Genomic DNA, 25,166 nt, shown 5'->3' on the forward strand with positions numbered 1-25,166 from the left:
TTTAAGAAGAGGAGATTTGCTAATGAATTTAGCCTAGCAAGGGGTGCTAAACGACCTTGAACAGAACATTTCCTTGTATTAATCCTATGTCTTTCAATTACCAAATTGAAAGGTTCTTGAATTGCGAGTAGTTATTTTCCCTATTTTTAAATAGACTGAAATTTTAACGACGCTCTAAATTTTTCAAACCATGGAAAACATCTCCTTACCTCTATTCTATTTCACGCTTCTGCTCCTTTTCTCAAGCAACACACTTTCTAGTCAACGGATGGTTGAGCAAAATAAGCTCTGGTCCTATTATACAGACACCGGCCTAATAGGGAGCTCGCCTGATACTCACCCTACAGGCTACACAACTATCTTCACTTTCGGGGCTTCTGAAATGGTAGATAACGAGACCTACTACCGCCTCCAAACCAGTTATCAGTTTGATTATTCCGCATATTGGAACAACAGCCCTTTTTTGATGCGAGAAGACAGTTTGGGCAGAGTTTACTTAAAAGAGGGAGGCCTTTCTGAAGTTGTTATTTATGACTTCTCTTTAGAAGTAGGTGACCTCTTCGAAGACCAAATCAATGGTTGTACTTATCAACTTACTTCCAAAGATTCCGTTACCCTAATTTCTGGAGGACGCTGGGAACGCTTCAATTTTGATGACGGAGACGCCTGGATAAAGGGACTTGGTAGCACCAGCTTCATCATTCCTAATTGTATCAATTCACCCACGGAATTACTCTGTTTCCAAACGGGGGTAGACATGGAATACATGGTCGACTTGGCCAACCAAGAAATTGAACTATGCTATTTTGTTCCTGTAAGCACGGAGGACATAAACCCTGCTGGCGTTTCAATATTCCCCAACCCTGTATTCAGCGCTTTCACGATTCAGTCGGAAGAAGAACCACTGCAAGGAAAATTGATTATCTACAATTCGATGGGCCAACGGGTGTATCAGGAAGAGGTGCGCCAAACACTACGGAAAGAAATAGACCTAGGTGCATACCCAGCAGGAATTTATTACCTGACATTGGGTAACATAAAACAAAAACTGATCAAGGCTAATTAGGAACCTCTCCTCACGGAATCCAAGATCATTGTATTCTTCGCCGGAGCCTAACCTCTTTTTTTCAACAAAAGCCCATTCTTTTTGTCTTAAGAGCCAGGATAATCTTACCATGGATTTAGAACTCTTAAAGATCATAGTGAACACTGGGCTTTGTGTCCTTATTTGGACCGTTCAGCTGGTGGTATACCCTGGGCTTTGTTACTACAATGCTACCGACATCAAACGCTGGCATCGGGTATATACCAATAGAATCACGCTAATTGTGTTGCCCTTAATGCTGAGTCAGTTGGCATTATATGTCATTTCTTCTTATCTCAGCCCTAGCTACGTTTCTATTGGTCTACTGGTACTGATACTCCTCAACTGGTGTGTTACTTTTTTGCTTGCTGTACCGCTGCACAACGTCATTGGCAGTGTAGCACCATGCAAGCAAGAAAGGCAGCAACTCGTAAAAATCAATTGGATTCGTACGGTCATCTGGACCTTAATATTAATCATTAGCCTCGCTTATTATGGAAAGTAAACCTTGGATGAAAACAGTCATGCGCTTAGCCGCAGTTTACAATCTTCTTTGGGGAGCTTGGGTAGTTTTATTTCCACTATCCTTTTTCCGGCTCACCGGCATGGCCGACCCCATTCACCCCATGATCTGGCAAGGCATGGGCATGGTCATCGGCGTTTATGGCCTAGGCTACTGGTGGTCGGCAGCTAACCCCGTCAAGCATTGGCCCATTGTAGCCGTAGGTTTTATAGGTAAAATCTTCGGCCCCATTGGCTTTGTTTTCAATTATCTCAACGGCCAAGTGCCCGCTTCTTTTGCGTACACGCTCATCACCAATGATCTCATATGGTGGGTTCCTTTTTTCCTGATCCTCAACGAAGCGAGAAAACATCAGTGGGAGTTGTAATCTTCTCTTTTACACAAGACATATACAAGACACATACAAGGATACAAGGCAAATTCATGAATTTGCCTTGTATAGTTGGGTTTCCAGCTGTTCCAAAACATCGTCTTCCTTTTCGGACAGGCCATAGCAATACATCAATTGTTCCCTGGCCTCGCGGCAAGATTCTCCCGCTGCGGCACACTTCCCTACGAAGGCCTTGGCCAATCCTATATTGACGGACCAGTTTTCGGGGAAGGTTTCCTTTAGGCGGCCAAAGTCATCAATGGCGTCGTCCCAGTAGCCGCCAGCAAGGCTTCCTTCGGCCAATTCCAACAGCTTATTGTAGTTACCACTGCGTTGCTCCTCCATGTCCCTCACTATTCCCGCGTGGTACCGATCCACCGTTTCGACCGATTCTCCCCAAAACTGACCTGCAAAAAACAGTACGATTAAGCCTGCCGCCACCAATAGCGAGTAGTACACCCAGCTGGGGTAGCCCTTAGCTTTTTCCCGTGGCGCATAGCCTCCTTCTTTCACCTTTCCCTGCGTACGCATTTTCTCTTGCACCCAATGTTTGCGGCGTTCAAAACCCTTCTTGTGCTTAAACTGGGTGCCACTATGGCCGCTTATTTTTAGTCCGTTCCATCCCATAATTTTGGTGTTTTTATTTTTGGGCGTGTCCCCTACGGGGTCGTTACGTTACAGGGCTCGCTGCTCGCTCGGCCAGCTCTCTACGGTCGCTGTCTGGCCCTTCTGCGGCGGGCCACCCTTGCACATCACTCACGCGGGGGCTTGCCTCAAGGTGTTCGCGGAGCATCAATTTGTAATAACAATTTCTACCCGCCTGTTTATCCTTCTACCTTCTTCGGTAGCGTTCGTCTCCAAGGGCACGGAGTCTCCTTTTCCTATCGCTGTTAACCGGTCACGACGAATGGCTTTCTCTACCAAATATTCAAGCACTGCATTCGCTCTGTCTGAAGACAGCTTTTGGTTATCCGCCGAGGTCCCAACATTATCCGTATGTCCTTCTATTCTGATCTTCTTGTCGGGATGATCTTCAAGAAAGGCGACCAATTTATTCAACTCACCAAAAGCATCCGGCTTCAAATTGGAGCTATTGGTTTCAAATTGAATATTCTTGGTATTCATGATGCTCGATATCCCATTACAGTCTTCTCCTACTTTTACCAACTGCACATCATCAAAGAGATAGTAAGCATAGTTGATCCCACCGGGTTCCCCCCTTGTTTGTGTTTGCCTGTCTAGGTAAAAATTGCCTATCGCAAGGTATTGGTAGCTACTATCTATACAAATAGTATCCGAAATTTTGACCCACTCATTGTTTACACTATTATCCAGAACACTATCAATATTCAACGTTGGTTGGTAATCAAAGATGCCTTTTCCGAATCTTTCAATCTTATCCACAGAGAAAAGCATCCCGATATTATTGACCTTCATTGATGTACGGATTGGCTTCGTCCATACTTCAAAATAATATTTTTCGCCTATTTCAAGGCGCTCCTTCAGTGCTACCTGTAAGTACTCTTTGCAGTGGTCACCATCATTGCAGCCCACCAGCTTCAAGCCGATCATCACCTTGCCGGTTCTGGGGCTATAGGAATCGATATCGACGTTGGGGCGTTCATTCCTCATTCTCCCCAATTCCGGTTTTTGCAAAATATCCGGAGACCCCGAATTCGGAGAAAACCAGTTGATCATCAATTTATTAAACGAAATATCTGATAAGATCCAATTATTAATCGGGGTTACACTGTATTCAAAGCTCGGATTCGGCACTAAATTCTGCCCAAACGCGGCTTGCTTAACAAGGAAGAGAAAGCAAAAAAGGAGGATGTTTTTCATGTTTTATGTATTCGTTATATACCACAGCTTTCCCCCACAAGCTCCAAGCTTATTGATAATCAATATATGCCTTTTCCTTTAGCCACTGTATTTCACCTGGTGGCTTAGCAGATATTTTCAGGCAAGCTTCTCGACCTTCTATCAAGCTGTCATTTTGAAGGCCACTTATACTAGTTGTTGCATCGAACTGATAATCGACCAGTAGGTATTTGTAACCCAGCAGGCTATCAGTCAACGCTAATATCATATGTTCTCTACAATCTTCGCCCCTGAACATTTTAATGATTTTACCGCTTGTACTTTCTTCCTGATCGCCTATTCTTAATAGCTTATCATTAAACTCATCATAAATTTGCACTATACTCCCTAAGCGAGGCATCAAATCTGTTTTTTTAAAGATCGTATCTGGAACGAAAGTCGTATTTATTATTTGCCCTTCATAAAACCTGTAGTAGGAGTAATGAGTCTCATCTAACTTATTCCTCGCTTCTACGATCAACATAGGTTCATCAAACCAATAGTCATAACTTATTGATGAATCCTTATCCAAATCAATGATCAGAAAATCACCTGCCAAAGAATCTCTTTTAAATGACCTGATCCGCACTTGACTAAGCATAGGTTCTATCCTTGATAAACCATACATAAAGTAAATGATAGCATCCTGATCATTCTTCAGCTGATAGGCCGCTTTTCTATAGACTCTATCTTTAGGATCAAATTCCAGGATCTTCTTTATTTCAGCACCGATGGTATCACCAAAAAGAAGGTCAGAATTTACAAATCTTGGGTACCGGCCCTTGCTATTAAAATATTCGACCACGTCTTCATGGTTGTATATTTCAGTTTTTGTTTCACATCCAAGTACAATGACTAGGCTTAGTATTAATAGAATGCCATTCGTATACCTAATCATTGCTTTATTCTCTCGCTTTCAAAGCACAAACAGCTCATTTTCTAGATATCATCTTCCATTATCTATACTTATTTAAATCAATCTTCTTCTATTGATACTTCCTGTGTTAGACTAAAGAAATGGTCCCTATCTAATGGCTTATAATTCTGTTCCTCTGCTAGTTCTTTAACACTAACATTTTTCCGCATAGGTCTAATCACCATGTCCCATATTTGATCATGTGAAGTCACTTCTTGATCTTGGGCAAGGCGATTTTCTAGATCAATGATCAGATTTTCATCTTCTGTCTTGATCAACTCCTGAATAATTTTATACTTTCTATCATCCAAATTCTTTGTCATATCATCACTTGGCTTTGATTAGACTTATTCAAATATACCTATTTTCATCATTATAACGTCCGAATATCTGCCGAAGGTTTCCTGTTTAGGCTGAAAATATAAATAATATTATCCTTTTATTTTTCATCGTTTCCTTCTATTTCTGCCCAAATTATCAGCCAATCCATCCAACAACCGCTCATCTCTATCCGACAAGCTTCTACAGAATTCCAAATACTCCTTTGCCTCCTCACAAAACTGGCCATTTTCGGTACACATTTTGGTGAGGGTCATCGTCAGGCCAGCATTGGCATCCCAGGTGTAGGGAAAAAGTTCAAGTGCACCTTGGTACAATCGCCGGGCATAGGCATAATCACCGCTATTCAGGTGTACCTTTCCCAGCTTTACCATGTTCCAATATTCTACCGACTCGTTCTCGTACCTCTCTTGTTGGTACAGTTCGTGTTTTTGCTGTGTTTCCTGCCTCACCGTTGTCGTCAGCAGCTGAGAAAATTGCCAACCGAAGTATATCATCACTGGCAAAACGAGCAACAACAAAACATAGAGCACTACCCTTCTGCGATTATTACGCTTGCCGAGCCTATTGTCCCACTCCCCTACTCGGTTATTTCCTCCTTTCAGTTTTTTGCGGAGCAATTCCTTTTGCTTCACAAAACCCTTCCGATGTTTAAACTGAGTACCCGTGTGTCCTGGCACTGAACCTGACCATAGTCCCATGTTTATATGGTTTTATCTAATCACCTTAATTCCCATAATACTCTTCAAGCATCTTCCGTTTCCTCAAAATCTCTTCGTTTCCTGGCAGTACTTTCAGGCCTTCCTCCAACCAACGGAAGGCCTCCTTTTTATCGAGAATTCGGAAATAATAGCTGGATGCATTCGTAAACACCTCACTGATGGCCATTATCGAAGCTTCTGTCCCGTCATTCAAGGAGGCTATTCTTGGCTTTAATTCTTCGTAAGCGGCCAAGGCCTCCTCTTCTCGATTCTCCTGGAAATTTTCAATTACTGGGGCCAGTTCGCTAAACATAAAGAGCTGTCGAAAGCGTTCGTTCTCCTTCAAAAAAGGAAACCTGCGGTTTTCTGCTTGCAGGTAATCCATCAAGATGTAGGGGTCTTCTTCATTCGCTTTCTTGTTAATGTTCCCGAACACCAAATCCCGTAACATCGACTGCACCTGCAAATGGTCCGGCTGTAGCTGATAAGCGCTATCCAGGTAAACATAAGCTTGCTCATACTGCTCCAGTAAACCGTGGTGGCGGCCCATTTGCACGAAGTGATTAAAATCAATTTTTGCCCTGGCTTCCGTAGCTGTTGGCAACAAATGGATCAAGAAGTATTCTCGCAGCGTCCTGTACTGGTCTTTCTTATTATTGGCTATCAAAAGCTGTTCACTCGCATTACCATAATTCATGACCAAATCTTCCATCGCCAAGACTTCGTAATCCGGAAAATACTGAAGCGTAAACAAGGCCCTGAAACTCTCCGGTTTCTCAAAGAGCATATTATCTAGTTGCACTAAAAGGCTATTGCTCCACAACTCGATCTTCACCTCGTTACTGGCCAGATAAACGGCCTTTTCTGCCAACGCTTCCGCCTCGGGGTAGTGTTCTTCATACATAGCCAGTACGCCCGCATTGAAATAGAGGTCACTCAATATGCCCGTCAAATCGATGATCTTGTCTTCCGACTCAATAAAGTCAGCGTAGAGCTGGTCCGCCGTTTTTCGGTCATACTCCGCCTGACTGATTAGCTTTTCAGCCAACAACTCTTTAGCGATATCTTCCTTGTCCAACTCAAAAATGCCGGTGCTCGGGGCAGTGCTTTCTACGATCAAATACTCCCCAACAGGATCATAGACTAGGTAAACGTGGGTAGGTAATTCGTGCAGTTCGTAAGGCAAACCCAACTCTTCCAACACCAAAGCATACAAGGCCGAGGCCGTCACACAATTGTAGTTACCACTCGTAAAGATATCCGCGAACTGCGCATCTTCGTCGTACTTGGTCAACAGCCTTTCGTGGACGGTAGCATACAATAGTTTTGCAGCCTTCAAGGGTTTCTTCTTCTTCAGGTTTGCAGCTTCCAGATCGGCCACAATTTGCTCAATCTGTGCCGTCAGGTCGGTAGCTATTGCTTCTGTAGCGGTACTGTCTACGGCTTGCAGAAACCGGACCTTCGACTTTAAATCTGGTAGCTTCTCAAAAAAGGTCGCCGTCAAAACTTCCTCTTCCAGCTCAGAGTGAAAATCAAGATCTGTATAATCAACCGATTGACCAACAGACCAAGTCGTGATAAAAAGCAGTATCAGAAGTGCGCAAATACAACGTAACATTCGTGTTTATTTTTCTTAACGCTAATCAATACAAAGGGCTCTACTACCAATCATAACGAAAACTATACACAGAAATTCCGTGCTTTAGTTTCCAGTATAAATCAAAGAAATCACTATCGGTAGCAAGAGAGGTATCAACGGTATCAGAAGCAACATAGACATAAAAGCGGGCAGATCGCGGAGACTTCCATATTTCATTCATCTCTGCTGAGCCCGTGATCTCTTCTGGTATCTCTGGCATAACAAATTGGATACCACTTGGAGTTTTAGCAATAATTACCCAAGCACAAGTAGCTCCATCTGGTTTATCATAACCATACATGAGTTGAAATAATGCAATATCATTAGCAGGAATATTACAAGCAGTAGGTTGAACTTTGTGATCAATATTTGGGTTTTCAACATTATTATCCTGAATCAAATGCGATTCCAAATCATCAAATTCCGTATAAATTTTCACATTTCTGGCTTCCGTGATTAAACCAATTTTATAGATATCTAACGCCTCAGGTACGGGTACCGACATGGTCAATATTCCTTTCAAGGTTTCTCCGTACAGCAAATAAGGTTGATCATAGGTTTTGGAAAAAAGAAGAATATCAGATTTCCAATAAATACTATCTGATAATTCTATATCCAAGAAATTACTTGAACTCGCAATTTCATCATTTTGTGCTACCAACCTAAAATCAATACGATCCCGTGCTAATGAAGGATGGGTATAATATTGATATCCATTATCACTATCAAAATTATAAGGTATAAATAACGGATGCAAAAAATTATAACTTAGGGAAATTGTCTTCGTAACGTGGCTAGTTGTTGACCGACTCGGCTGCCAATCTCCGAGTTCGACATTAGTGGATACTACTGAAGAAAAATCTACAGTATAACCCGCAGAAGCAAGATTAAGGGAATTGGACGTCTTTATCTGTTGTCGATCAAAGATCAAATTTTCGCTAAGTGGAAAATAAGAATAATTACTTTTCTCAAAAACAATCGTAATCGCCAAACTATCGGTGGAAGTACTATTCAAAAGTACCTTCACTCCTTTCTTAAGTGACTGCCTGTCGAATTTTGCATATTGAATTACGGTTCCATCTAGCGCATGAATCACATAACCGATGGGCTGCTGAATGTTCATGTATCCTTCAGAAAACTCAATTTCCATTTGCTCTTGTGAAAACAGCAGCAGTGGAAAGAGTAATAGTAAGTATCCCACAGTGAGCGCTTTATTCTTTCGCATAGCCATTTTTACTACAAAATAAGTTCATAACCTTTATCCCTTATTACCGCACCAAAGTCACCTGCCCCTTCAGCTCCTCTTGTCTCCCAGCTTTGAGGACATCCACTACGATGTGGTAGATATACACCTCCGACGGAGCGGGCTTGCCATTGTTGGTGCCGTCCCAGCGGGCGAGCGGGCCATTGCCACGGTACACTTCCTGCCCCCATCGGTTGTAAACCCGGAAGGATTTGATGTTAATCATATCCGTCTGTTCGAGGTCTATTTCTGTGAAGATGCGGAACTCATCATTGATGCCGTCACCATTGGGCGAGAAGATATTAGGCACCACCAAGCTGTCTGAGACCGATTGTACAAAGAAGCGATAAGTATCCTCATAGCATCCATTGACGTCTTGGATAATCAATTCCAGGTCCACGTCATCATTACCAATAACGGTGGGTGGTGGCGAGGGCAGCCAAGTGACGATAAAAAAGGAGTCAGGTGCTGGAAGTTCTATCTGCAAAGAATCGCCCGGACAAGCGGTCTCGTCGATGTCTTGCCAGAGGTAAGGCTCAACAATATTAATCGTCGCCATGCTGTTACTTACGCAACCAACACTGTCGGTTACCGTCACGCCATAAGTTGCACTTTGAGTGGGGAGAACTAGAGGATTAGCTGAAGTAGCTGGCGAGAGAAATCCAGTCACTGGTGCCCACAACACCTCGGCATTGAACGGCAGATCCATTAAAGTCAAACGAGCCGTATCTCCCGGACAAATGGTATCTCCTATCGCTTGCGCAAAACTTGGTTGGGTAAACGTAAAGGTCTGGCTCAATTCATTGACACAGCCTAAACCAGTATCTTCTACGGTCAGGCTAATGGTGTAGGTGCCTGGTTCTACCGTAAATTCAGGTTCAAAATTATTCACCGTGCTACCATCTGGCAACACCCAACTGTAACTGTCGGCTCCCACCGACTCATTGCTCAGCATATAAGTACCCGCGCAGAAAAGACTATCTCCAGCATCACCCAGCGAAAAGCCCGCTTGCACATTGCGAATCAGCAGCGTTTCAGTCACCGATAACTCACAGGCATCACTAGCGCCTAGCAGCGTAAGCGTCACTGGCCGGTTGCCCAATACGGGTACATTCTCGTAAGTATAAACCAACGGATTGACATCGCTGATCACTGTACCATCACCTAGGTCCCAGCTAAAGGAAGTCACATCCATGATGTCCACCAACTCGAAGGTGACGGCTTCGCCTTCGCAGATGGCTTGTGGGCCAAACATAAAGGTGCCCAATGGGCCAACAATCTCGTAGTTCTGCTGCAAAGTATCGGCACAACCATAAGTGGTCGTCGACACCAGCGTCACCGTAAAATCTCCTCTATCAAAAGTCGTTACCGGATTGGGGGCAGCAGAGAAGGAGCCGTTGCCAAAATTCCATTGATAACTCATCCCCCCCGCAGCAGTAGAGGTATTAGTGAATGCAATCTGGGCCGGTGCACAAACCACTTCTTCGTCATCCACTGAGCTATTAAACCCTGCCTGCGGATAGGCTTGTACATTCACGGTAGCTTGCTGTTGTCCGCTACAGCCTGTAGCTATTTCTTCATAACTCAAAGTCAAAGGATAGCTCCCTGCGGAGAGGTAGGTATTGCTCGTATTCATTCCCGCCACCGGAGGGTCGCCTACGCCTAAATCCCATTCGTAAGTAAGCGAAGAACCGCCACCCGTAAACTGGGTAGCACTGAAATTGATCGTTTCGCCTTCGCAAATATTCAAAGGATTGACATCGGTTAGAATTTGCGAAATCGGCGTGTAAGTACTGATCGCCAACGTATCTGTAGCCATACAACCTTGGGCATCTTCGAGCGTAAGCACCACCATGATCGAATCAGTAAGCACATTTATATACGTATGGGTAGCAGACAGTGGCGTATTGCTATTACTGTTGTCTCCAAAATCCCATGTCCATCCCACCAGTGTCGTGTCCGCTACGGAGAGGTCGGTGAAATTAACCGTCCCTGGCGAACAAATGAACGTATCATCCGCCGCAAAACCTGGATCAATACTATACACATTGATCAACCTGGAGATGGTATCCTTGCAACCATTAACATCTTTAGCAATAAGCGTTACCCGTTCTTGCCCCGGCACCGTGAACGTAAAAGGCAGAATCGTGTCATTGCCCATGATCGGGCGGCTGTTTTGTTCAAACATCCAGGTAAAGCCATAGGCACAAAACTCACCATTGACATCCACCGTTCCTGATGCATCAAGGTCTATCATTTCACCAAGACAGGCCCCAAAAGGAATATCAAGGTCGGCCTGAAGATCACGGATACAAATCAGCGTGCTGTCAGTACGAGACGGGCAATTTGTTGCTGGATTAAAGGCCGTAACCCGCACCCAGAAATCGCCCGTGACACTGTATTCATGTACCGGGTTTAAGGTATTAGAAGTCGCTCCATCGCCAAACTCCCATAGCACACTGGTCGCATCGTAAGTTGTACTGGTAAATTTCACTTCGTAGGGAGACTCACAATCTATTTCATAAGACAATTCAACATCTGGTCCTTCGATGATGATGTCTGGATTAACTGTTTGACTCAAACAGCCATTATAGTAATAGTACAGCGTATCGGGTTCTACAAATTCGTACCAATCTACCTCCGGAGGTGGATTGACAACCGTAAACTGTATCGTATCGTCTACGCAAACTACGGCATCGTCATAAGTAAAATCAATGTCCAGCGGTGCCCCTACTTCAATGAGTCGGACATAAGAAGTATCGAGGCAACCAGCCTCATTTTCGATATTCAAAACCACCTCATAAACGCCTGGATCAGTATAGGTATGGGTGTTCGGATCATCATCCGTAAACGTAGCACCGGTTCCATCTCCATAATCATACACATAGCTGATCACCGGTTCAAAACTCTGGGTAGAGTCCGCAAAGGTCACCGTCAAGGGAGCACACCCACTGCTTACGTCAGGCATAAAGAGCGCATTGGGCGTAAAGATCGTATCCGCCCGAATCAAGGTATCCCGACAACCGCTGGGATTAGTGGCGTAGAGGGTTGTATAGTATTGTACCAAGCCGTTGATCGCGTATTCCAGTGTGTCTACATAAGTATAGGTATGGGTCACTTGCGGGCCAGCATCGATAACCATATCGTAATACTTCCAGGTAAAGAAAGCCCCCGTTGTAGAGCTGGCCGTAAAGTCAATGGTCAGCTCGTTCTCACAAGTATAGGTCGGTGAAGCAATCAAGGATTCGTCCACATCATCGACATAGATTTGGAAAGTAGAATCTCGCACACAAAAAATGGGCGTATTGGTCTCTGTTTGTACGGTCACCGTCTGCCAGCCGGGTTCAGTAAAGACAATAACAGGGACCATTAAATCATCAATGGTTTCGATAACATTATCAGGGAAAGTCCAGCTTATCCCGTCTGCAACGACAAAATTTTGGTAGTAAACATATTCATTTAGGCATACCGTATCTGGTGCATTCAGAGGCACCTCCCCGTCATAGATCGTTACAAAGCGACTACGGCTGGCCGTACAACCGAGGCTATCGGTACCTGTCAGAACGACTTCAAAATTACCGCTATTTATGTATGTTTCTGCTGGAGGGACGGCACCGTTAAACGTGTTGCCATTCGCAAAGTCCCAGGAGAAATTCAGACCCGGCACCTGTGGGGTAATGTTGGCGAAAGCTACCGTCAGCGGAGGCTCGCATGCCAAGGCGGGGTTGGGGTTGGTAAAAAAGTTGAGGTTCTGCACCCCGCCGACAGTGATCGCTCCGGGGAAGACGACGGTCTGGTCACAACCTTCCTGATCAGTCACCAGGTTCAGCGACACATCGTAAAGCCCGGGGCTTCCATAGGCATAAGTTGGATTCACCCCTTGCGTGGCGCCACCATCACCAAAAACCCAATTGTAACTCGTGACCCCAATCCCGGGCTCAATCGTTGAGTTATCAGCAAAATTGAGAACCAATGGGGCACAGCCCCGATTGGTATCTACCGTAAAGCCCAGCTCTGGTGGCGAAAATACGGTAATCGTCACCGTCCCTACCAGGGCTCCGCCCTGCCCTTCCCGCAGGCTGACCTCATACATCCCCGGCGTCGTAAAAATAGCCGAAGGGTTCAAAGTTGTAGAATTCGCACCATTTTGGAATTCCCAAAAGGGATTACTTGCGCCAGCCGGAGCAGTAAAAGCGACACTCAACGGAGCACAGCCTGAATTAATATCAGCAGTTTGGGCCTGTAGCCCGAACCAAGAAGAGAAACAGAGCAAAAAGAGGCCGAACAGTCGGCTTGGGGTGTAGAAAGTGCGCATTGGGGATTATTTAACGTGAGACTTGAGTTTAAGTATCTCTTTTCTAGCAACTTGAACACTTCAAGCCTCACTGTACTAAGTAAAAGGTAAACGGTACTTGGTAAAGTTTCAATTTCAAATTGATCAAAAATCCCTATACCCTCTACTAAGTACCTGGTAATTTAAGATTTGCCTGTGGAAGACCTGCTTTTAAAGGACCACTAAAAGGTAAAGCTTACATTTGCGTTTAAATTTACACTATTTCTCCGAAATCCATTTGTCAATACCCACTTTTGACGTTAACTTGTCGGAGATTCATGATGCGCTGACAAGTGCTAAACTCGCTCTCCAATGCAAAATCTTATCCCTTCTACTAAGTTACCTTTTCTTGTTGCCCTTCTTTTGGGCTGCTTCTTTTTCGCCGAATCGCCGACCTTACAGGCGCAACGTGCTTTGCTCGACAAGCGGCAATCTACCACCTGCCTTGATCGCGAATTCGTCGTCATGGCACATTTGGTAAGAGATACCTTTCAGACCATTAATTCCACTCCCGAAGAAATCGAAGCGGCTTTAGAATTGGCTAATCTTTGGTTTGAACCCATCTGCACCAAATTTGTCCTGCGGCAGGTAGATACGATAGACAACTTCCAGTACTCGATCCCTGAGAATTCCAATGTACTGGACCAACTATGGGCCAATCACCATGAGAATAATCGCATCAATCTGTACATCGTGAGCGATGTGAGTTTCGTTAGCCCCGAGCCCACATTTGCCACCTTTGAAGGTATCTTACAAAACGACCGCGGCGGTATATTAATCAACTCCTTGCAATTGAATGATGCCCCCGTATGGCTGGTACATGGACTAGGCCATTATTGTGGCTTACTCGACACCAACGAAGATTTTACCAGCCAGCTTGTCAACGGCGACAACTGCGAAACTACCGGTGACGAGATTTGTGATACACCAGCGGACCCTTACAATCCCAATGATCCGGAAATCGGTTTAAGCAGCTACGTCAACATGGAGTGCCGCTTCATCTTCTCAGGCCTTGATGCCAACAGTGAATTCTACCTTACGCAAACGGGCAATGCCATGTCGCTTTACCCGGCCCAATGCTGGTGTGGCCTCACCTACGGACAATTTGAACGAATGGCAGAGGTGATTGGGCGGTCAGGTTTGTGGTAAAAAGGGAATGTTCATTACAGGATAGAACGCCGATGGAACGGATAGCACAAGATTTTCACGGATTTTGGGAATTATAGTCCTCCAAGGCAGGATTTGTGAATTCTGACTTGGAGGACTATAGATAAATTCCGCTCACCCGCTCATATTAGTTTTCCAAACTATCCCCGCTGGCTTAATACCTATGTGTCTCTGTGGTCAACCGCTCATTTCTATCCCTCCTCCTCTGGCATATTCAAATTAAGATAAAACCTTTGTTTTCTGGCGCTAGATGAAATCGCTTGGGGTTGAATGCTTAAGACGTGGCTTGGACTTCAGTCCGAGCGGAAAGATATTGCGATTGTGGCCGGACTGAAGTCCAGCCTACGCTTTTCCAACCAAACGATTTCATCTAGCTCCTATTTTCTTTATTGTGAAATAATATGCTGATAAATTTATTAAGGAAGCAATTATTAAGATCAACCAGTAATATTTATGTGCTCCTATATCTAACCCACTCATCAACTTCATCAAGTATTTGTGAGAGATTACCCCTATAATTATTGGAAAAACAAAGGGTCCTATTGTAAAGTTAAAAGGTCTGAAAATTAGAAAACCAAGCAAAGTCAATAAAGAGTTGTAGAGATAAATAAGGGTTGACAAGAATATTGACAAACCAAACATCAACCCGATGGTACGTTGATCTTCACCACTTAACATTCCGCCAAATGTATAGATTATCGCGTAAATGTAGTGAAGCAGATAATATTTCAAGAAGTCCATATTTTTTATTTTTTGGCTAATACCTATGTGTCTCTGTGGTCAATTTTTCCCGTTGGTCTCCCGACCAACAACACTATATACCATCACACATCCGAACTTGCCAACATCCACCCCGTCTCTTTTTCCAGGTATATCCTGAAATCCCCCTGCGCTGTTTGAACCAAAAATTCCGTTGCGGAAACCGGCTCTACGCCTATGACCATCGTCTCCCACCATTCCGCTTGCCAAGCTTCTTCCTGGTGCTGAAAATCGCCATACGAAGCAGCATTATCCGACGTAAAGAGCAATTCTCCCAGCAACGTATTCAAGCGATGCACTAGTGATTTTTCCTCAGATTTGAGTTGTAAATTCTCCTCCCGCAAGAGATAAACATCCGGGTCATTGCGCCACATTCGGCCCGCAAGTGGCCAGCGGCCCAACACCGAACGCATAGCCGCCAAGGTAGAAACCCGTTCGCGGTGCCGAAACCAACGCAGCATGCGATGTTCCCATTTCAAATGGATATCGGCCCCAATACGGCAATAATCAAACAAGCCAAAACCCGAAGCCAGGGGCGTCCCACACCCCAGCAAGCAAGCATCCCCCGCCCACTGCCGCAGGTTCACCAACAGTTCATGCATCAGCTGCGCGCGGGTCTTCGCTGGCGTAGGAAATATACAAGCAGCGTAAAGAAAATCCAGCTTGATCAAGCCATATCCCCAATCTTCCACCACCGTCCGGAACACTTCCCTAAAGTGGGCCTGCCAACCGGGGTGCTGTGTATCAAGCGCATAAAACCAGCCGCCCCACATGGGGTTATACCCCGCTTTCAGGGGCTTACCTTTCGCATCTTTGAGTATCCATTCCGGGTGATCCTTAAGTAATTGACTGCGTTTATCTGCTACCGCTGGCGCCAACCATAAGCCAGGCACAGCGCCAGTAGCGCGAATCTCCTCCGCCATGGCTTTCATTCCCCGTGGGAAGTTTCTTTTTATCGACAACCAATCTCCTACCGCCGTTTGGTAACCATCGTCTATTTGGAAGTAATCGAGTGGCTGCGCTCGGCTTTGAAAAGCCTTGAGGTTATCGCTAATCACCTGTTCCGAGATATTGGTGTAATGTTGGTACCAACTCGTCCAGCCACGGGCAGGTTGCGCACGCAAGGCAGGCATTTCCAGGGCGCTCGCCCAGGCATCGTAGACTTCCTTGACAGAGCCTTCTAGCACCAAGAAATCAAGGAGAACAACAGGTTCGGTGACTTCCCAACCACGGCAGTCGCTTTCAACCTTGAGGCAGTTTTTGGCTTGTTGCCACTGAAAATAGGTAAAAGCCGTTGTTTCGTTCAGGGAAGCCAGCAAAATTGGGGTTGCGTCTTTCACGCGCCATTCTGTCCAGCTCCAGCTGTGTAGGTGGCCTTTCTTACGCGAAATCCAGGGGATGTGGTAATCACCGTAATAGCCCATCAGTGGCTGAGCGATCCGCCTCAGTTGGGGTATGCAATCTTGAGGATGCCGCCAATGGCTTTCTGTCCATGATTGAAAGCCATTGCACAAAAGCCAGTCCGCTTCATCGCCTTGCCAGGGGAGTTCCAGGTAGCAAGATTTGATTTGAGTGTGTTTTTCTGCCGGACTAAACGCCAAGCGGAGGCGATAACCTAAGGGGTGCTCTTCCTGCGTCAAGGTGATCGCCCCTTTTGAAAATGTTTGCGTTCCTTGGCCTGCCAAAACCACATGGTCACCCGCTAGCTCAAGTCCGGCAGTCCATGCAGCGGGTGGTAGCTCCTTTTGCATCATATTTTTTTAAACCATATAAGGTGCTATGTTATAAACCAAGGAAACTTCCAATTTTTTCTTAAATGCCCTTATAATACCTTATATGGTTCAATGAATCCTATCACAGCATTTAGAAGTGCGGGCTGAAGCCCACACTACTTATCCACACCGTTTCTGCTTGCGCCAAAACAACATCGCCTCGCCGTAATTGGTGTAAACAATGATCTTCGTTCAAAATCGCAGTTTCAGCCGACACTTCATCATCAAGTGCTGCTTCGGCCTTATAGTGCAGCCGAATAAGGCGAGGTGTCTTCTCCTTCAGAATAGCGGTAGGGACACTGTCCAGCAACAACCTTAGAAAGTGGGTATTATTGAGGTGCCAGTTAAAATCGAGGTCGTGCCAACCGACAGTATAGCGGTGTTGGTGATCAGCAACCGTCCAGTCCGGCAGCTTGGTAGCCGGGCGAGGTAGCGGCTCCTCCCCTGCTGCCTGCGAAGGAATCCTTTCAGGTATCCAGCCGGGAATTCGAGTAGGTCGTCGATTTTCGATATTGAAAAGTGCCCAAGTAGTTGCTGCTTCCACGATTAACTTACCATCAGCGTCGGTGACCCGGTAATCACGATAGGTAAATACCCGTTCAAAACCAGAAGGCTGCGTATGAATACTCAACTGCTCCCCTAATTCAGGTAGACGATGTATACGAATTTCCAAGCGCAACAACACCCAGGCAATCTGGTGAGGTTCTAGATCCCACACGGAAAGCTTCAATGCCAACACATGCTGCATAGCCACCTCGTTGAGCACCCGCAATAAGGCCGGAGATGTCATTCGCTTGTAGGCGTCGATATCAAAAGCACCAACGGTGTAGGATTGACGATAATCTGCTAACATCCAACAACTCCCTTTTTGAGGTCAGCAATATAAGATAAGACGTCTAAATAACTTTGATCTGCGATGATTTCCACCTCTTCATTAGGAACTTCATTGCCTTCGGGGAGTTTCTCCCAACTGTGGGTTTCAAATGCTTTCGTAAGCTGGCGGATCAGTACACCGTCTTGAAAGTAATACCGATTTTCAGTGGAATAATCAATGGTATTGGAGGTTTCATCTTCGTTTAGTGGCCCACCGAAGGTCCAGTAACCTTCTTCTTCTAAAACAAAGAAAGGCATTCCGCCTTTAAGGTAAATTTGCTTGCCTTCCCAGCCGTGCCCACCACCCTGGTTATGTTGCATGACCACCAAATCGTCTCCTTCATAATAACGAACCAGTTCCCCCTCCGTAGGGTCGCCCTCACAATCAAAGGTTTTGACCTCTTTACGCAGTGTACCAGCATCCAACATTTTTTGAAGGCGAGCATATTCTGCACGGATAGCCGCAACAGCCTCCTTGGTTGAACCATTCTTGACGGTTTCCTCCAGCATAACTTCTTTGCTTGGTGCTGGAGTAGGGTGTGTTTTTTCTTCTTCTGAAGGTGAGTCGATGCTTGTTGTTTCCTGTTTTATTTCATCGGTTGTGGCTTCCTGTGTCGCTTCTCCTCCACAAGAGAAAAGTACAGAGAACAAGAGTATTGTCACCGGGTAAAGTAGGTTCGCTTTCATAGTCAAAATGCGTGATCAGTTTGTAAGTTAAATGCAGTAAAACATCAAGTAGCTACTCAAGGGGTTTGCCAGTCTTGACCTCGGCAGAGGTCACAGATTGGTAGAACATACGGGAACGAGAACGACCTCGACAGAGGTCGAAGCAGCTCAAATTGGATAACCTGAGACTTGCTAAAAACGTCTTCAATCTTGATTTCTGCCAAATAAAATGATCTACCGAATCAAAGTCGTCTGTCCACTGAACAATTCCGTACGGTCATCCGGGAAGCGGACTTCCACCTGCCAGAGGTAAACACCACCATTTACAGCATCATCACGGAAATTACCATCCCATCCACGGGTCGGATCATTGACGGGGAAGCCAGCGTCTTCAAACAACATTTCTCCCCAACGATCCCAAATACGGTAACTCACCACTTCGATACCCGGCAAACCGTGAACCAATAAACGGTCGTTTACACCATCGCCATTTGGCGTAAAGCCTGTAGGCACAGCGACAGGAAAATCTTTGCTGACACGAATCTGAATCCAGGCTTTGGAGGTACATCCATTTTCATCTACCACCGTTAAGAAAAGATCGCGCTGGACGTTGGTAAATACCTCTTGCGAACCACAATCAGGACAAGACAACCAGGTACTATCGTAAGGCGACCATTCTAAAGTAATAATTGGCAAGTCACTAGATATATCAGGGGTAACACGGATGGTATCACCAAAACGAACCTCCCGGTTTCCACCTAAGTCAATCATGATTTCAGCGGGTTCTGTAATTTCTGGGTTACCCAACAAAAGTGGACAACCTTCTGCATCTTCTGCCCAAAGGGTATAGTTTCCAGCACCAAGCGCCAGGAACGTAGGACTTGGCTGCCAATCGCCATTATCAAGTCGGAAGCGATAAGGTAGGGTACCTCCACTCATTTCTCCCTTAATGAAACCATCACGGCCACCATTACAGCTCACCATATCTGTGAGGAAGCTACCACTGAGGGCCGTTGGCTCCGCAATATTGAACGTCTCTACCAGGGTACACCCAAAGTCATCCGTAACGGTAAGGGTGTAATCACCCGCTAGTACGTTAGGTAAAGCAGAGGTGCTACTGCCATTGCTCCAGCTATAAGCATAAGGAGGTTGGCCGCCCTGTACCGTGGTTGAAACACGACCAGTTGAAGCACCATTACATACTACATCTTCTACCTCGCCTACTAAACTCAGTGTGGAAGCTTGAGCGATAGAAGTACTGTATATTTTACTACATCCTTGCGCATCAGTTACCGTAACCGTATAGCTTCCGGCTCCCAAACTCGTAATATCTTCTGCATTTGCTCCCGTGTTCCAATTGTATGAATACGGAGCAGTACCCCCACTAACACTCAAGTCTATTTCTCCGGTCGTTTCTCCGGCACAAATGACATTGGTTACATTTTCACTGATCGCCAAAGCAGTGGGTTCTGCAACAACTGCCTGAAGAATATCCGTACAGTTGTTCGCGTCTGTCACGGTCAGGGTATAGTTTCCAGCGTTTAACCCCGTCAATGGAGCGCTCCACGTGAATGGTCCGGTGCCCCCTTGCAGGTTGACAGCAATGCTACCATCCGATCCGTCGTTACAACTGGCATCGGTAACGGAAAAGTCAAGAATTTCTACGGTCTCCGCCAAAGCTACCGTAGCCGAAATATCTAAAAGACAGTTTTGTGCATCCGTAACCGTAACGCTATAAGTACCGGCTGTAAGCCCTGTAGCTGTAGCTGTTTGCTGACCATCTTCCCATAGGTAAGTATATGGACCTGTGCCACCGGTAGGCATTACAGAAGCCTCACCATTGGCTGGGCCGGTACAAGCCTGTTCCTGACTGGTTGTACTGAGACTCAGCACGGTAGGTTCATCAAGTGTTAGATTAGCCGTAACAGTACAACTATTCGCATCCGTCACAACCACACTGTAATTGGATGCAGTAAGCCCCGTAGCGGTATCGGATGTTTGCGTATCGCTCCAGGCATAAGTGTATGGACCAACACCTCCCGTAGGTGTAGCGACAATGCTACCATTCGTTTCCTGAAAACACGTAGGATCAGTACCACTAAGCATTACGGTAAGTTCCGTCGGTTCGTTGACCATAATGTCTGCAACGACTAAACAGTTATTGGCATCGCGCACTTCTACGCTTGCCATTCCCGCAGGCAGGTCGGTAGCCGTCGGGTCAGTATCACCATTGCTCCATAGATACGTGTAAGGGCCAGTACCTCCAGTGGGTGTAGCCGTAGCAGTTCCGTCCGTTCCTTGGAAACAGGAAGTAGCGACCGCGCTAATATCTACAGACACCGCAATTGGAGCATCTAGCATAAAGGCCAAGCTGTCGGTACACATATTGGCATCTGTCACCAATACATAGTGATCGCCGGAAGCCAGCGCATTTTCATTATCTCCCGTTATGCCCGTATCCCATGTAATGGTGTAAGGACCTGTTCCGCCTTGCACTTCTACCGTGGCGTTGCCATCCAAAGCGCCTGTACAGGTAGGTTGATTGGTTTGCAAATTGGTCAATTCTAAAACATCAGGTTCACCAATCTGAATTTCTTCGGTGTACGTACAGCCATTGCCATCCGTTACTACCAATTCGTAAGTACCGGCAAACTGGTCAATAACTGCGGCCGTCGTTCCTACAATGGAGTTATCTCCAATGTCGCGCCAACTGTAGGTATATCCCGGTGTTCCACCTGATGGCACAACCATCAAGCTTCCTGTATTAGAGGTATTACAAAGTGCCGGTGTACTGCTCACCACTGCTGACAGTACCGGAGGTTCTTCTACCGTGATGGTATTGTTAGAAATACAGCCCATCGCGTCGGTCACTTCTACATTGTAAGTACCGGCTGTTACCAGAAAAGCCGTATCTGTTAATTGGCCATTGTCCCATAGGTAGGTATAAGGGCCAACGCCTCCATCAGGAATTACGCGGGCTTGGCCAGTGTTTTCACCAAAACAATTGACGGAATCAGCGGCCACACTGGTAGAAAGCAGTGCTGGCTCCGTTAGTTCTATATTTAAGGTAAATGGACAATTTCCAGCATCTACCAGGTCTACCGCATACATGCCTGCATTAAGGCCTGTCACGATAGAGTCGGTAATACCACTGCCCCAATCAAAGGAATAAGGGCCATTACCATCGGTAATCGCTACTGTGAGTGCCCCATCTGTATCGCCATTACAATCCAACGGATTTTCGATAACCTCCGTAATATTTGGCGAAGGTGGCTCTGCTATCACAAAACTAATATTGCCTGGGCAACCATCACCATCCGTGACGACACCTACATAATTATTGGCCGTTAAGCCGGAAAAGGCACCATTGTTATTCGTTACGCCATCTAATTCATAGGAAAACGGCCCCGTACCCGAGACTACGTTTATTTGTACACTTCCATCACTACCCCCAAAACAGTTTACATCCACAGGAACGGCGGCTAAGCTAGCAGGCGTACAATTCAAACTCGTACACGTAATCGTTGACGGAAAGCTGGGGCAGGTCGCAATAGCGCGAACCGTCACCTCTACATCTTCCTCTAAGCCAAGCCCTGTCACCAAGTGCTCCAGGCTCCCGGAGGCAGGTATCCAAGGGCCACCATTGATGCTTACTTCATAACCAATTGCACCTGCTACTGCTGGCCAAACAACCTGCACCGAACTCGTCGTCAATTCTCCACACTGAAGCGGAGACATCGTCAAAGCTGGTAAAACATCAAAATTGATGGTATCCTGCTTGATACAACCGTAAGAATCAGAAACAGTAAGGATATAAGTCGTACTGGTATCCGCAGAAGCGATAGGGTCTGGACAGTCCGTACAGCTCAAACCAGCTGCCGGGCTCCAGGAATACTCTACCTGATAGACTGGATTGAAACAGATACTCCATGAGAAGAGCGTTCCTCCCAGGCCTTGCGTATCATCTGTAATCACCAATTGCCAGGTACCGTTGGTGCGGTAATTGCCATCCCATAAGTCAGAAAACACACCTTCTGGCAGCCATTCCCCTGTAAATGGAACCGCTGAAGCTGGTGCAAACGGGCCAGGAGAATTAATGACTGTGGTAGCATCTATGGTAAAGCAGGTTCCTTCGTAATAATCATAAGCAATCCCGTTGCCACCTTCGGCACCATTATCTGTTGTTAACTCCAGGAATTGTCCATCCGGACCAACAAGGTAAATATCGAGATCATCAATCCATTGATGTTCAAGACTATCTATACATATCATTTTTATGGCCTCCGGACCTAATTCTACCGGGAGAACACCAAAAACATCAATTTCCGAGATAAAAGGTACGTTCGTTTGATTGATCGCAAGTGGCGTGTCATTCACAAACCGAGGAGGGTCCGGCAAAGCAATAGGCACCGTCCCATCCAACTGCGTTTCATCGGTGGGACACACTATCAGGTCAGGGCCTAAATCAGGGTCCACCAATCGATTATCTTTGATAATAATGGTAAAGGTATCCCGATTACAGGGGTCACGTTGAACGCTAAGTTCAATGGTCTCATCGCCTTCTACCAGAAAATCTTCGTAAGCACTTATCGGTAAACGGAACGTACTGTCTCCTTCCGGAATAATGATCGTACTGGGCAAAGTCGGGTAATCTACGCCTGGTGTTGCCGTACCTCCAACAGCAAATTCCACATCGTAATCCGCTTCTACAGGCGAGGGTAAGTTGAAGACAATTTCACCGGCACCACAACCTTCTGCCAAACCGCCATCAATGGCCAGGCCTTCAATTTCTACATCCAGTGAGCCTGTACCAAAACTTTTGGCTTCCAAGAATACACCTGAATCAAAAATGGCGTCAAATGCATCAGCAATTACCAGCTTAATGGTATAAGTGCTACAAGGTTCAACGACAGCCTGAGCCACAAAAACATCCGTAAAGCCATCATATACCGGTAACGTATTGCCATTATTAGCATTATAAAATCCGGCGAAAGCCAAAGATCCGTCATCACCGCTACAGTTGGCGATAGTTCCTCCGGCAGCACCAGGCATTCCAGGGTTTACGTTATTGATGGTCACTGGCCGATCTGTACCAGGAATCAAAGCAATATTTTCAGCATTATTGGTGTAAGGACCGTTGATGCCAGGGCCACTGATAAAGAAACCAAAAACATCGTTGTAATTGGTACAAGCAAATTCCGGGTATTCCTCTGAAGCAAACGCATACGTAAACCTCAAGGTGTCATTTACAGGAATAAACTCAATGGTGTAGCTGGTAACGTTACTGATCCCGATATTAGCACCAACAATTCCTAAAAGGTCGGCATCCGTTGCGCTACTTCCATTATTAAAGGAAGCTTGAGCACTGGCAGGAGCGTTTACCCCAGTTTGACCAGGGTTAGACACTGCTGTTCCTGTAGTCATTACTATACCTCTTTCCATACCGATGGTGGTACTTCCCTGGGTAAATAAGCCTACGGCTCCTTGATCACCCGCATAGGTAATACTAACCACCTCTACCCCATCGCCAAGGAAGACGTTAGATATCAAGTTTTCCGGCGTAATGGGAGCTGCGTTGGTCACCTCAAGTTGGGCAAAAACCGAAACAGACAGCATGGAGAAAAGAACGAGTAGAAGGAAACGTGTCATTTCAAGAGAAGTTCAGTGGGTGTAGTTTTGAATAAGCCGTACAATAATACGCAATGGTAAGCTTAAGCAGAAATTTATGATGATAGAAGACGGCTTACCGTCAGTTTTTAGAGTTTATTGGGAAATTTGCGAACTGGTTTTCAACAAACTCTTAATCCTGCCAAGGAAATGCTTCGTAAAAAACAGCAATGGTTTGTTGGAAAGATTCGGGGATACGCTTCATCACTTCCGCTTCAATCTCGACAGGAACACCTCCATAAAAAGCTTCGGCAATAGCCCCTGCTATAGAGCCCATGGTATCAGCATCGCCGCCCAGGGAAATGGCGTTACGTACGGCACTTTCCCAATTGTTACTTTCTAAAAATGCAATAATTGATGGAGGTACTGATCCCTGACAGCTTACATCGAATTGATAGCCAGAACGGATATCATCTAGTCGCTGCTCCATATCGTAACCAAAAATACGCTGAACGTGGTCTTTTATCAGGGGTTTGCCAAAACCGGATCGGGCAAGGTAAATGACGGCGGCTACTGCCTGGGCACCTTTGATGCCCTCGGGATGATTATGGGTAATCTCGGCACTGGCTTTGGCAGCCTTCATCACATCTGACAGTTGTTCAAATGCAAAACCTATGGGGCTTACCCGCATAGCAGAACCATTGCCCCAACTGTTGTAAGGGCCTGTGATAATACCCGCCATCCATTTTTTAAAAGTACCACCGTAACCCGCCAAAGGATATTGACAGGCATAACTCCTAACATTATCTTCGAAAGATTTTTCGGTAAGTAAACTGTCAGCGATTGCAACAGTGAGAACAGTATCGTCGGTAAAGCAAGAGTCTTCCGTAAAGAGTGGAAAACGCATGTCTTTGACCGGATCTTTTTCGTAGATCGAGCCAATGATATCACCGGCAATAGCACCCAGCATAGCCCCAAGTATTGCGCAGAAAATAAAACGCGATTTTTCTTAAGTTTTCCAAATAGTTAAAACACTTAAAATGAAGCGTTTATTCAACTATTATGAAAAACAAAATCGGTTTTTATTTTCGTGCTGTTCCTAAGTTAGATGGAGTCCTCTTGGTACTCCTGGTTTTTCGTTTTATCCTACCGATGGACGCATTGCCCGTGCGCTTTTCGGATTTTGCTAAGATAGGGAGTTCGATTAAAATATTAGAAACATCCGTCAATAAAGGGGAGAAAAGCCTTTATTTCAACGGTGAATGGTAGCTACAACAACGACAGCAAGGTTAAAATTGCACTTACAAAAACAGC

At 45.6% G+C, this 25,166-nt stretch carries 19 protein-coding genes; 5 read left to right on the plus strand and 14 right to left on the minus strand.

Annotated features, from left to right (window positions below; all coding sequences use genetic code 11):
• Positions 1-190: 190 nt before the first annotated feature.
• The 3 genes from A3EU_RS0125175 to A3EU_RS0125185 all read left to right on the plus strand — a co-directional run bounded on the left by A3EU_RS0125175 (position 191) and on the right by A3EU_RS0125185 (position 1,974).
• The gene (locus tag A3EU_RS0125175; protein ID WP_083937573.1) at positions 191-1,066 is read left to right on the plus strand and encodes a T9SS type A sorting domain-containing protein; all 876 of its coding nucleotides are present in this window, start codon (positions 191-193) and stop codon (positions 1,064-1,066) included.
• 109 nt (positions 1,067-1,175) lie between these two features.
• Entirely contained in the window at positions 1,176-1,589 is a 414-nt protein-coding gene (locus A3EU_RS0125180) for a hypothetical protein (RefSeq protein WP_020538967.1), read from the plus strand.
• Positions 1,579-1,974, plus strand: coding sequence for a hypothetical protein (locus A3EU_RS0125185; protein WP_020538968.1), 396 nt, complete (start codon positions 1,579-1,581; stop codon positions 1,972-1,974). Before A3EU_RS0125180 ends, A3EU_RS0125185 begins: the two co-directional genes overlap by 11 nt.
• 54 nt (positions 1,975-2,028) lie before the next feature.
• On the opposite strand, the gene A3EU_RS0125190 is transcribed toward A3EU_RS0125185, so the two are convergent.
• The 9 genes from A3EU_RS0125190 to A3EU_RS0125230 form a co-directional block, all read right to left on the minus strand.
• A complete protein-coding gene (locus tag A3EU_RS0125190) occupies positions 2,029-2,604 on the minus strand; it encodes a hypothetical protein (protein ID WP_020538969.1) in 576 nt (191 codons plus the stop codon).
• Positions 2,605-2,647: 43 nt separating this feature from the next.
• The gene (locus A3EU_RS35320) at positions 2,648-2,770 is read right to left on the minus strand and encodes a hypothetical protein (protein ID WP_020538970.1); all 123 of its coding nucleotides are present in this window, start codon (positions 2,768-2,770) and stop codon (positions 2,648-2,650) included.
• Positions 2,770-3,819 (minus strand): OmpA family protein, encoded by a 1,050-nt coding sequence (locus A3EU_RS33285; RefSeq protein WP_020538971.1) that lies wholly within the window; start codon positions 3,817-3,819, stop codon positions 2,770-2,772. Before A3EU_RS33285 ends, A3EU_RS35320 begins: the two co-directional genes overlap by 1 nt.
• A gap of 49 nt (positions 3,820-3,868) precedes the next feature.
• Positions 3,869-4,735, minus strand: coding sequence for a hypothetical protein (locus A3EU_RS0125205; protein WP_020538972.1), 867 nt, complete (start codon positions 4,733-4,735; stop codon positions 3,869-3,871).
• A 77-nt stretch (positions 4,736-4,812) separates the two neighbouring features.
• Complete coding sequence (locus A3EU_RS0125210; RefSeq protein WP_020538973.1) at positions 4,813-5,076, minus strand: hypothetical protein; 264 nt, start codon at positions 5,074-5,076, stop codon at positions 4,813-4,815.
• A gap of 123 nt (positions 5,077-5,199) precedes the next feature.
• Complete coding sequence (locus A3EU_RS0125215; protein ID WP_020538974.1) at positions 5,200-5,793, minus strand: tetratricopeptide repeat protein; 594 nt, start codon at positions 5,791-5,793, stop codon at positions 5,200-5,202.
• 25 nt (positions 5,794-5,818) lie between these two features.
• The gene (locus A3EU_RS0125220) at positions 5,819-7,411 is read right to left on the minus strand and encodes a tetratricopeptide repeat protein (RefSeq protein ID WP_020538975.1); all 1,593 of its coding nucleotides are present in this window, start codon (positions 7,409-7,411) and stop codon (positions 5,819-5,821) included.
• A gap of 43 nt (positions 7,412-7,454) precedes the next feature.
• On the minus strand, positions 7,455-8,657 hold the full coding sequence (locus tag A3EU_RS0125225; protein WP_020538976.1) for a hypothetical protein: 1,203 nt from the start codon (positions 8,655-8,657) through the stop codon (positions 7,455-7,457).
• Positions 8,658-8,700: 43 nt separating this feature from the next.
• Positions 8,701-12,990: a T9SS C-terminal target domain-containing protein gene (locus A3EU_RS0125230; protein ID WP_020538977.1), complete on the minus strand. Its 4,290-nt coding sequence runs from the start codon at positions 12,988-12,990 to the stop codon at positions 8,701-8,703.
• Between the two features lie 330 nt (positions 12,991-13,320).
• On the opposite strand from A3EU_RS0125230, the gene A3EU_RS0125235 reads away from it, so the two are divergent.
• Complete coding sequence (locus A3EU_RS0125235; RefSeq protein ID WP_020538978.1) at positions 13,321-14,157, plus strand: zinc metalloprotease; 837 nt, start codon at positions 13,321-13,323, stop codon at positions 14,155-14,157.
• 842 nt (positions 14,158-14,999) lie between these two features.
• On the opposite strand, the gene A3EU_RS31835 is transcribed toward A3EU_RS0125235, so the two are convergent.
• From A3EU_RS31835 to A3EU_RS0125265, 5 genes are all read right to left on the minus strand, one after another.
• Positions 15,000-16,688 (minus strand): glycoside hydrolase family 36 protein, encoded by a 1,689-nt coding sequence (locus A3EU_RS31835; RefSeq protein ID WP_052331338.1) that lies wholly within the window; start codon positions 16,686-16,688, stop codon positions 15,000-15,002.
• 109 nt (positions 16,689-16,797) lie between these two features.
• Entirely contained in the window at positions 16,798-17,559 is a 762-nt protein-coding gene (locus A3EU_RS0125250) for an acyl-[acyl-carrier-protein] thioesterase (RefSeq protein WP_020538981.1), read from the minus strand.
• On the minus strand, positions 17,553-18,266 hold the full coding sequence (locus A3EU_RS0125255) for a hypothetical protein (RefSeq protein ID WP_020538982.1): 714 nt from the start codon (positions 18,264-18,266) through the stop codon (positions 17,553-17,555). The genes A3EU_RS0125250 and A3EU_RS0125255 overlap by 7 nt, the downstream gene beginning before the upstream one ends.
• 213 nt (positions 18,267-18,479) lie before the next feature.
• The gene (locus A3EU_RS0125260) at positions 18,480-23,894 is read right to left on the minus strand and encodes a choice-of-anchor L domain-containing protein (protein ID WP_020538983.1); all 5,415 of its coding nucleotides are present in this window, start codon (positions 23,892-23,894) and stop codon (positions 18,480-18,482) included.
• Positions 23,895-24,045: 151 nt separating this feature from the next.
• Positions 24,046-24,822: an ADP-ribosylglycohydrolase family protein gene (locus A3EU_RS0125265; protein WP_020538984.1), complete on the minus strand. Its 777-nt coding sequence runs from the start codon at positions 24,820-24,822 to the stop codon at positions 24,046-24,048.
• Between the two features lie 92 nt (positions 24,823-24,914).
• On the opposite strand from A3EU_RS0125265, the gene A3EU_RS0125270 reads away from it, so the two are divergent.
• Positions 24,915-25,121, plus strand: a complete 207-nt coding sequence (locus A3EU_RS0125270) for a hypothetical protein (protein WP_020538985.1) — start codon at positions 24,915-24,917, stop codon at positions 25,119-25,121.
• Positions 25,122-25,166 lie beyond the last annotated feature (45 nt).

The sequence above is a fragment of the Lewinella cohaerens DSM 23179 genome (assembly GCF_000379805.1).
Lineage (GTDB): Bacteria > Bacteroidota > Bacteroidia > Chitinophagales > Saprospiraceae > Lewinella > Lewinella cohaerens.